Raw genomic sequence first — 9,994 nt, 5'->3', positions numbered from 1 at the left:
CCCAGCACGAACCGGCGGTCGGTCGGATAGCGAGCGGGCCGAACTCGTCGAAGGCGAAGGTGCGGTCCGGCCGTTCGTTGACCGCGTACTCGATGAGCCGGGCTCGGGTGGTCTGTGCCGAGCCGTCGTCGGGTGGTGCTCGCCGAGTGGGACTCGGCGCCGGTGCGGTGCGTGCCGGGCGCGCCCGGCGGTGGTGCGGATCGCGCCGAAGGCGATGCCGCAGAAAGGATGAACCTCGATTTCTACGCGCGTCAATGTCTGTTCTCGTCACAGGAGTTGTCAAGGGCCTGCGGGGATACGGAATCCGAAGGCAAGGTGAACCGGGCGGCAAGGGACGAAACCCGTCTAGGCTGGGCCTTGCGCGGCCGGTCTTCCTACCCGTACCGCCGCCCGTTGTCACGACGAGGAGATGACCCCCCTGATGTCCGCAGAGCGCCCGACCATGCCGCCGGTGCGGCTGCCCTCCGACGCGGAGCTCGCCCGGGACGCGCTGTCCGCGCCCCTGTTCGCCCGCGCCGCGCGGCTCGCGCGCTGGGCCGGCGAGGGCACCCCGGTCGGCGCGGGCGGCGAACTGCTCGCCGGCCAACTGGCCACCGCCACCGGACTGCTCGGGCTCCAGGACGACGAGGACGGCCCCGCCTACACCGCCGAGGCGTGGCAGCTCGCGCTGGACACGGGCCTGGTCGAGTTCACGGAGGACCCCGGCGCGGAGGGCGTCGGCTCCGACGAGCCGTCCGGCACGGCCGTCGCGGGCGAGGAGCTCGACACGCTGACCACCGGCAGCCCCCAGGACATCCTCGAACTGTGGCTCGGCGGGCTGGAGAGCGTGCTGGCCGACGCCGCCGCCCCCGACCTCGCCGAACTCGTCGACCAGCTGACCGAGGACGGCGAGCTCGACCTCGACGCCATCGACTGGAACCCCGAGGAGGAGGCGGACTTCCTCGACGGCGTCCTCGGCAACCTCTACCTGCTCACCGCGCTCGACGAGGGCTCGCCCGAGCGGCCCGTGCCGCTGCCCGCGCTCGCCGCGTCGCTCATCGTCCCCGACGACATGGACGAGCCCACGGACGACGTCCTGGAGGACGTCTCCGACGCGATGATGCGACTGGACGACCAGTTCCGGCTGCTCGCCCCCACCGGAATGATCACCTACCAGCCCGTCGACGAGGCGCTCATCGAGGAGATCGACGGCGAGGGGCCGCACATCCGCGAGTCCGTCGACGGCGTCGACTCCGAGGTTCCCGAGGAGGAGGACGTCACCCGCTACGGCATGGTCGCCCTCACCCCGCTCGGCCTCTTCGCGGTGCGCTCCCGGATGCTGGAGGCCGGCGTCGACGCGCCGGCCGTCGGGGACCTGGCCGACGCGGACGCCGGCGCCCTGCTCGACGCGCTGCCGCGGCACCCCGAGGGTGCGGCGCGCGCGGAGGCGGAGCTGTGGCTGGCCCGGCGCGGGCCGCTCGACGCGGCCCGCGAACTTCTGGCCGCCGCCCGGGGGAACGACGAGGACGCGCCGCGCCGGCGCCTCGCGTGCCAGCAGACCCTCACCCTGGTCGGCCGCGAGGCCGAGCCCGCGATGCGGGACGTCCTCGACGACCGTGAGCTGGGCGGCCTGGCCCGCGTCTGGCTCGCCGAGCACGGCGCGACGGACATCCCCGAGCCGGGCGAGGCGATGGTCTTCTGGCTCACGATCGACACGATCGCGGCCCAGCTCGCCGCCGACCCGGACTCGCCGGAGCTCCGCGACCTGGTGGAAGGCCTGGTCGGCGGCCACAGTGGCTTCTTCGACGCGGCCTGGCGGGTGGACCACCCGGCGACGGCGGACGTCCTGGAGGCGATGGGCCGCCTCCACCCGGACAGGAAGACGGCGAAGGAGGCCCGCAAGGCGGCCTTCAAGGCCAGGTCGGCCACCCGCCGCTGACGGCGGGGAATCCCCCGGCGCCGCCGGTGTTGGAACGAGGGTGACGATCTCGATACCGCTCTCCGTCCTCGACCGCTCCCGCACCCGGCGCGGACACGAGCCGGGGGAGGCCCTGCGCGACACCGTGCGGTTCGCGCGGGAGGCCGAGCGGCTGGGCTACCACCGCTTCTGGGTCTCGGAGCACCACAGCGTGCCCGGCGTGGCGGGCTCGGCGCCGACCGTGCTCGCCGCGGCCGTGGCGGCGGCCACGTCCCGGATCCGCGTCGGCACGGGCGGCGTGATGCTGCCCAACCACCGCACGCTGGTGGTCGCCGAGCAGTTCGGGGTGCTGGAGTCGCTCTTCCCCGGCCGGATCGACATGGGCCTGGGCCGTTCCGTCGGCTTCACCGACGGCATCCGCCGGGCGCTGGGCACGGAGAAGGACGCCATGGGCGACTTCGCCGCACAGCTGGCCGAACTGGAGGCGTACTTCACGGGCGGCCCGGCCCGCCCGCACCCGGGGGTGCACGCCCGCCCGGCCGAGGGCCTGCGGGTGCCCGCGTTTGTCCTCGCCAACGAGGGCGGCGCGGACATCGCGGCCCGGGCCGGCGCGGCCCTGGTCATCGGCGGGCTCAGGGGCGAGGACGCCCAGCTGGCCGCCGTCGAGCGCTACCGCACCGGCTTCCGCCCCTCCGCCCGGCGCGAGCACCCGTACGTCGTGGTCGCGGGCACGGTCGCGGTCGCCGGCACCACCGAGGAGGCCCGCCGGCTGCTGCTCCCCGAGGCGTGGTCGCTGGCCCGCTCCCGTACGCACGGCGACTTCCCGCCGCTCGTGCCGGCCGAGGAGATCGAGGCCCTGGCGCGGACGGGGGCGATGACCAGCCGCGAACAGGAGTTCTACGAGGCCGGGCTGCGCGGTCATGTGCATGGCACAGAGGACGAGGTCGCCGCCGCGCTCGACGCGTTGATCGACCGCACGGGAGCGGACGAACTGCTGGTCACGACGAGTACGTACGACCGGGAGGCGCTGCTGGACTCCTACCGCCGCCTGGCCCGGATCGCGGGAACGTCCGCCGGTGCCGCCGCGGTCGGCGCGGTCGGTGCCGCGGCGCGCGGAACGCGGGACTACCGGGGTCGTGCGGAGCTGTAGGGCGCCGGCACGGGTGTGATGGTGGTGCGTCGGTGGCCTGTACGGCCGGCACTACTACGAGCGCGGCGCCCGGATCGTGGGGACGATCCGGGCCCGGCCCGTCGTGTCCGTCCCCCGGGCCTACAGCGCCGCGGCGGCCGGCTTGACCAGATCCCGGACGCTGCGGGACTGCACGTACTCGCCCATGGCCGTCATCTCCCACTCGCCGGAGTACTGGCGGATGAACTTGCACATGAGCACGCCCGTCTTCGGCTCGGAGCCGGTCAGGTCGAAGCGGACCAGCTCCTCGCCCGTCCGGTCGTCGATCAGACGGCAGTAGGCCTTGGCGACCTCGGTGAACCGCTGGCCGTTGAAGGAGCTGACGGTGAAGACCAGGCCCGTCACCTCCGGCGGCAGCCCGCCCAGGTGGACGGTGATGGTCTCGTCGTCGCCGGAGCCCTCGCCGGTGAGGTTGTCGCCGGAGTGCTGGACCGTGCCGTTCAGGATCATCAGCCGGCCGAAGTAGCAGGCGTCGATCATGTTGCGGTCGGGGCCGTAGGCGATGACGGAGGCGTCCAGGTCGATGGCGCGGCTGCCGTACGCGGGCTCCCAGCCCAGGCCCATCCGGACCGAGTGCGTGAGCGGGCGGCCGCCCTTGACGAGGGAGACCGTCTCGTTCTTCCGCAGGCTCACCCGGCCCTTGTCGAGGTTGACCTTCCCCGGGGCGGGGGCCGCCGGGGGAGCGGCCGGGACGGGCGGGGCCGTCACCGCCGCCGCGGCGGGCTGTGCGGGCTGCTCGTCGACGCTGACGCCGAAGTCCGTGGCGATGCCGGCCAGTCCGTTCGCATATCCCTGGCCGACCGCGCGGACCTTCCAGGCGCCGGCGCGCCGGTAGACCTCGACGACCACCAGCGCCGTCTCCGTGTCGAGCCGGGGCGGCGTGAAGGTGGCGAGGACGGCGCCGTCCTCCGCGCCGCGCACGGTCGCGGTGGGCTCGGTCCCGGCGAAGGTCGCCCCGGGGGCGTCCGGGCTCGCGGTGACCACGATCTTCTCGATCTCCGCCGGGACGGCGGCGGTGTCGATGATGATCGAGTCGGGCGAACCGGCCGTGGCGGCGCGGTGCGTCACGCCAGGCCCCTGGGGCTGGTTGTAGAAGACGAAGTCCTCGTCGGAGCGCACCTTGCCGTCGGCGGTGAGCAGCAGGCCCGACACGTCGAGCCGCACCGGAGCGGTGACGTCCACCGTCACACGGGCGACGGACAGCGGCATGTTCGAGCCAGGTGTCATAGCGGTCATGCCCGGGATAACGAGCCGACCGGCTTTACGGTTCCATGACCGGAAGGCCGAATCCGGCCGGGAGTATTCGAACGGCGGTCGTCGCCGGAGTCCCTCGTCCGGGCATGCCCAACGCGTTCGGCCCCGGCCCCGGCCGACCGGGGTGCGGCCCCCAAACCACACGCCTTGCCGGCGCCCCCCACGCCTGCGCACCGGCCGCGCGCTGACGGTTTCCGCGCTTCCTCCCGCCGCGACGGCGGGGAGCCGGGTGGTGGTGTCCGGCGGTGCCGTGCCGGCCTGTGGCCGGTGGGGCTCCTCCGGTGCCTGCCGGTTCGGCACCGCCGGGCTGCGCCGTGGTAGTTGCTCGCCGTTGCGGCGGGGAGCAGGGGCACGGCCGGTGGGGCTAGGACGGGGTGACGAAGCCCGTTTCGTAGGCCGTGATGACCGCCTGTGTGCGGTCCCGGACGCCCAGTTTGGCCAGGATCGCGGCTACGTGGGTCTTGACCGTGGCCGGGCCCACCGACAAGTGGTGGGCCATCTCGGCGTTGGACAGGCCCGTGGCCATCAGACGGAGGACGTCCGCCTCGCGGTCGGAGAGGCGGTCGCGGAGCCGGGCCGCCGCCGTGCGGGTGGTGCGGGCCGCGGCGTGGGCCGCCGCGAGGGTGCGGATGGCGGCCGGGTAGAGGAGCGCGTCCGTACGGGCCACGAGCCGCACCGCCTGGACGAGTTCCTCCGCGCCCGCGCGCTTGAGGAGGAAGCCGGCGGCACCCGCGCGCAGCGCCTCGTACACGTAGCTGTCGTTCTCGAACGTGGTGACGACGATGACGCGCGGCGGGGTCTCACCGGCCGCCGCACCGGCGAGGATGCGTTCCGTGGCGCGGATGCCGTCGACGCCGGGCATGCGGACGTCCATGAGCACCACGTCGGGCCGCAGCTCGCGCGCGAGGGAAACGGCCTCCGCGCCGTCGCCCGCCTCGCCCACGACCTCCAGGTCGGGTTCCGCGCCGAGGATGGCGCGCAGGGCCGTGCGGACCATGCGTTCGTCGTCCGCCAGGAGGATGCGCAGCGGCGTCACAGCGGGCCACCTCCCAGCGGCAGGCGGACGGACAGCCGCCACGTGCCGTCCTGCTCGCCGGCGCTGCTGCTGCCGCGCAGCAGCCGGGCGCGTTCGGCGATGCCGGTCAGACCGCGCCCGCCGCCGGAGCGGCGCCGGGCGGGGGCGGGCCCCGGGCCGGGGCCGAGGGGGTTCTCCAAGGTGACCTCCAGTGCGTCGTCGTTCAGGGCGAGGCGCAGCCGCACGGGCACCGGGCCCGCGTGCCGCATCGCGTTGCCGAGACCCTCCTGCACGATCCGGTACGCCTCGCGGGAGACCACCGGCGGCACCCGTTCCAGGCCGCCGGAGGGCGCGGTGAGCGCGACCGTGCCACCGGCCGCGCGGGTGCGCTCCAGCAGGGCGTCCAGGTCGGCGAGCGTGGGGACGGGCGCGGCGGAGGCGGTCTCGTCCTCGCGCAGCAGCCCGAGGACGGTGTCGAGTTCGCCGACCGCGTCCCGCGTGGTCTCCTCGATGGCGGCCAGCGCCTGCCGCGCGAACTCCGGGTCGGCGTCGAGGACCTTGCGGGCCGCGCTCGCCTGCAGCAGCACCGCGCTCAGCGCGTGCCCGACCGAGTCGTGCAGCTCGCGGGCCAGCCGGTTGCGTTCGGCCCACTGCCGGGCCCGCTGCTCGGCGGCCGCGACCCGGTCCTCGGGCGTGGGGCCGAGCAGGACGGGCGCGCAGCGGGCCAGCAGCGCGCCCGCGTACCAGGAGGTGAGGACGACCAGGGCCAGCAGCGCGAGCCCGCCGAGCGGGGCCAGCGACAGCCACGGCTCGGCGATCCGGCCCAGCGGCCCGGGCGAGCCGAAGAAGGGCAGGACCAGGAGCACCGCCGCGAACGGCGGGGTGGCCAGCGACATGCCGCTGACGATGCCGCCGGCCAGCAGGTGCAGCGTGTAGTACGCGGCCGTGCCGCGCCGCGCGGCCCAGGACCGCGCGGCGTCGGTGCACAGCTCCGCGTCCGTCAGTCCCAGCAGGTGCCGGGACACCGCGCCCTCCAGCGGGCGGATGAGCGGGAACAGCAGGGCCGAGACTGCGGCCAGGGGCAGGGCCAGGGCGAACGTGCCGAACTGCCCGGCGGCACCGCCGGTGAGGAAGCCGACGCTGTTGAAGAGGAACGACAGCGGGACGCTCGCCAGCAGGAAGTACGGCATCAACAGCGCGCCGCCCAGCAGCAGATGCACCCACCGCATGCCGGCCCGCGCACCGAGCACCGTGCGAACGCCCCGCCGGCACGCGGCGATCACGAGGCGCGGGCCCGTAGCCGTGCGGCGCGCCCCGTGAAGAAGCGGGCGCCGGCGGCGAGAACCAGCAGTCCGGTGATCATCTGCACAGCGTAGGTCACCCCCATCGGTGCCGTGACCCCGATTTCGCCCCGCCCCGGTGCCACCGAAGCGACGGCCGGCAGCCAGCCGCCCCACGTGCCCAGCGTGGCCGGTCCCACTCCGGCGCACAGCAGCGGCACCCGCAGCGGCAGGCGGCCACCCCGGCGCAGAACGAGCGGCACGAGACCGGCCACGGTCATGACGGCGTACAGCACGAACGCCGCCTCCCCGGCGGCGGACTCACCGCCGTAGCGCTCGGCCACCCCGGCGGAGAGCCCCGCCGTCGAGCCCGCGGCCCACAGCAGGCGCACGGTGGCGGGCCACAGGGCGAGCAGCGCGACCGCCCCCGCGACGGCCCGCTGTCCGTGCCCGGACAGGCAGTGCGCGAGGCCGGCGACCCGGCCCCGCCACAGCGGACTCCATCGCTCGCCGGCGTACAGCGCGAGCAGCCACGCAGCACGCTGCCGTCCGGAATGCCGATGCGGCTGCCGGCCACCCACGCCAGCAGCACGCGCCGGGAGACGTGGTCGTCCACGGTCGAGGAGCCTGCCGAAGTCGTCATGCCGGACAGCGTTCCGCGCCGTGCGCCCCGGCGCGTCCGCCTCGACGGCGGAGTGCCTCCGCCGCTGGGCGGAGCCCGCCCTCCTGCCCGCGGACGGCGCACGCGCCGCGTGCTCACGCTCGGGGCCGAGGAGAGGTGCCCGCATGGGAACGGCTGGGTAGGACTCCTGATCCTTTGTCCGAACAGTCCGCGTTCGCCAGGAGAATTCATGGCTGACCCCACCCGCCCACCGGCCATCTCGTCCGCCCCGTCCGTCCCGGACGCCCCGGTCGACGAGTCCGCCCACACGGCCGCGCTCGACCACATGCTGCGCATCGCGCTCGGCTTCCAGGCGTCCAAGGTGCTGCTCACCGCCGTCCGCTTCGGCCTCTTCACAGAGCTGGCCGAGGGCCCGTTGCCGTACGGGGAACTGCGCGCCCGGCTCGGCCTGCACCCCCGCTCCGCCCGCGACTTCTTCGACGCGCTCGTCGCCCTCGGCCTGCTGGACCGCACGGAAGGGGCGACCGAGGGGACGACCGAAGGAACGTACGCCAACACCCCCGCCGCCGACCGTTACCTGGACCGCCGCAAGCCCGGCTACCTCGGCGGCTTCATGGAGATGGCCGACACGCGGCTCTACGGTTTCTGGGCCCGCCTCGGCGAGGGCCTGCGGACGGGAGAGCCGCAGAACGAGAGCAAGGGCGGCGGTGAGGACGTCTTCACCGCCCTCTACGGCGACCCCGAGCGCCTCGCCTCCTTCCAGCAGGCCATGACCGGGCTGTCCATGCGCTCCGCGCACGCCCTCGCCGAGGCTCTCGGCTGGAGCGCGTACCGGACCGTCGCGGACATCGGCTGCGCCGAGGGCGCCGTCCTGTGCCACCTGCTACAGCGCCACCCGCGGCTGCGTGGCATCGGCTTCGACCTCGAGCCCGTACGCGCCGGCTTCGAACGACGGGCGGCGGCGGCCGGCCTCGGCGACAAGCTCGTCTTCCGGCAGGGAGACTTCTTCACCTCGCCCCTCCCCGAGGCGGACGTGCTCATTTTTGGCCACATCCTGCACGACTGGGACCTGCCGACGAAGCGGATGCTGCTGGACAAGGCGTACCGGGCGCTGCCGGAGGGCGGACTCGTGATCGTCTACGAGACGCTGATCGACGACGACCGGCGCGAGAACGTCACCGGCCTGCTCATGAGCCTCAACATGCTCATCGAGACCACCGGCGGCTTCGACTACACCGGTGCGGAGTGCCGGGGCTGGCTGGCCGAGGCCGGCTTCCGGGAGAGCCGGGTGCGGCACCTGGCCGGACCCGAGTCCATGGTGATCGGCGTCAAGTGACGCGGGACCGCACGGTGACCGGCTCGTACAGTGCATGCATGGACGACAGCGCGGTGTTGCACATCAAGGGACGGATACTGGTCGGCCCGGATCCGCTCAGCGGGGTCCGGGACGAGATGTGGGTGGTCGGGGGACGGATCACCTTCGATCGGCCGGCGGGGGCGGGGACGGGGACGCGGGACGTCACCTCGATCACGGGCTGGGTGCTGCCCGGCCTGGTGGACGCGCACTGCCACGTCGGGCTCGACGCGCACGGCGCCGTCGACGCCTCGACCACGGAGAAGCAGGCGCTGACCGAGCGCGAGGCGGGCGCCCTGCTGCTGCGCGACGCGGGCTCGCCCGCCGACACGCGCTGGATCGACGACCGCGAGGACCTGCCGCGCGTCATCCGCGCCGGCCGCCACATCGCCCGTACCCGCCGCTACATCCGCAACTACGCGCACGAGATCGAGCCCGAGGACCTGGTGGCCTACGTGGCGCGGGAGGCACGGCGGGGGGACGGCTGGGTCAAGCTCGTCGGCGACTGGATCGACCGGGAGACCGGCGACCTGGGCGCCTGCTGGCCGCGCGGCGAGGTCGAGGCCGCCATCGCCGAGGCCCACCGGCTGGGCGCCCGCGTCACCGCGCACTGCTTCGCCGAGGAGACCCTGGCCCCGCTGGTGGAGGCGGGCATCGACTGCATCGAGCACGCGACGGGGCTGACCGAGGAGACGATCCCGCTGTTCGCCGAGCGTGGCGTGGCGATCGTGCCGACCCTGGTCAACATCGCGACGTTCCCCCGGCTCGCGGACGGCGGCGAGAAGAAGTTCCCGCGCTGGTCGGACCACATGCGCCGGCTGCACGCCCGGCGGTACGAGACGGTCGGCGCGGCCTACGACGCCGGCATCCCGGTCTACGTCGGTACGGACGCGGGCGGTTCGCTGCCGCACGGACTGGTCGGCCAGGAGGTCGCCGAGCTCGTCAAGGCGGGCATCCCCGCCGCGGCCGCCCTCTCGGCGGCGTCGTGGGGCGCCCGCGCCTGGCTGGGCCGCCCGGGCCTGGAGGAGGGCGCGTCGGCGGACTTCGTGGTCTACGACGAGGACCCGCGCGCGGACGTCCGGGTACTGGGCGCTCCGCGCAGGGTGGTGCTGCGGGGGAGCGTGGTCGCCTAGCGGCTGGGCCGTCGTGGGTTCGCCCGGGTGCGGCCCGGTTGGCACCGCCGGGCCGGTCGTGGCGGGCTGAGCGCCGTTGCGGCGGGGGAGTGTCTGGGGGCAGGCCCCCAGGGCCCCGGTCTCGGGTGTTTCCCTGTGCGAGCCCCGTATGGCGCCTGGCCCTTGGGTGCGGCGGGCTGGCACCGCCGGGCCGGTTGTGGCGGGCTGAGCGCCGTCGCGGCGGGGGAGTGCCTGGGGGAGGCCCCACGGC

General features: G+C 74.6%; 8 protein-coding genes and 1 pseudogene. 4 read left to right on the top strand and 5 right to left on the bottom strand.

What is annotated here, in order from left to right; genetic code table 11:
• Positions 1 to 94: pseudogene (locus AB0K09_RS23245) on the bottom strand (IS630 family transposase); the annotation flags it as partial.
• Positions 95 to 421: 327 nt separating this feature from the next.
• Between AB0K09_RS23245 and AB0K09_RS23240 the strand changes: the two are divergent.
• Positions 422 to 1,918 (top strand): hypothetical protein, encoded by a 1,497-nt coding sequence (locus AB0K09_RS23240; RefSeq protein WP_366067302.1) that lies wholly within the window; start codon positions 422 to 424, stop codon positions 1,916 to 1,918.
• Positions 1,919 to 1,958: 40 nt separating this feature from the next.
• Positions 1,959 to 3,047 (top strand): MsnO8 family LLM class oxidoreductase, encoded by a 1,089-nt coding sequence (locus AB0K09_RS23235; protein ID WP_366067301.1) that lies wholly within the window; start codon positions 1,959 to 1,961, stop codon positions 3,045 to 3,047.
• A gap of 120 nt (positions 3,048 to 3,167) precedes the next feature.
• Here AB0K09_RS23235 and AB0K09_RS23230 read toward each other — a convergent pair whose 3' ends face one another.
• From AB0K09_RS23230 to AB0K09_RS23215, 4 genes are all read right to left on the bottom strand, one after another.
• Positions 3,168 to 4,313: a TerD family protein gene (locus tag AB0K09_RS23230; RefSeq protein WP_366067303.1), complete on the bottom strand. Its 1,146-nt coding sequence runs from the start codon at positions 4,311 to 4,313 to the stop codon at positions 3,168 to 3,170.
• Between the two features lie 391 nt (positions 4,314 to 4,704).
• Complete coding sequence (locus AB0K09_RS23225) at positions 4,705 to 5,418, bottom strand: response regulator transcription factor (protein WP_366067300.1); 714 nt, start codon at positions 5,416 to 5,418, stop codon at positions 4,705 to 4,707.
• Positions 5,373 to 6,584, bottom strand: coding sequence for a histidine kinase (locus AB0K09_RS23220; protein WP_366067299.1), 1,212 nt, complete (start codon positions 6,582 to 6,584; stop codon positions 5,373 to 5,375). The genes AB0K09_RS23225 and AB0K09_RS23220 overlap by 46 nt, the downstream gene beginning before the upstream one ends.
• Before the next feature lie 50 nt (positions 6,585 to 6,634).
• The gene (locus tag AB0K09_RS23215; RefSeq protein WP_366067297.1) at positions 6,635 to 7,216 is read right to left on the bottom strand and encodes a hypothetical protein; all 582 of its coding nucleotides are present in this window, start codon (positions 7,214 to 7,216) and stop codon (positions 6,635 to 6,637) included.
• 270 nt (positions 7,217 to 7,486) lie between these two features.
• Here AB0K09_RS23215 and AB0K09_RS23210 point away from each other — a divergent pair, with 270 nt between their 5' ends.
• Positions 7,487 to 8,593, top strand: a complete 1,107-nt coding sequence (locus tag AB0K09_RS23210; RefSeq protein ID WP_366067296.1) for a methyltransferase — start codon at positions 7,487 to 7,489, stop codon at positions 8,591 to 8,593.
• A 38-nt stretch (positions 8,594 to 8,631) separates the two neighbouring features.
• Positions 8,632 to 9,744 carry an amidohydrolase family protein gene (locus AB0K09_RS23205; protein WP_366067295.1) on the top strand — a complete coding sequence of 371 codons (1,113 nt, stop codon included), beginning with the start codon at positions 8,632 to 8,634 and terminating at the stop codon, positions 9,742 to 9,744.
• Positions 9,745 to 9,994: the final 250 nt, after the last annotated feature.

The organism is Streptomyces sp. NPDC049577 (assembly GCF_040675635.1).
Lineage (GTDB): Bacteria > Actinomycetota > Actinomycetes > Streptomycetales > Streptomycetaceae > Streptomyces.
Note: the sequence above shows the minus strand (reverse complement) of the source record. Positions and strands in the feature narration are given on the sequence as shown.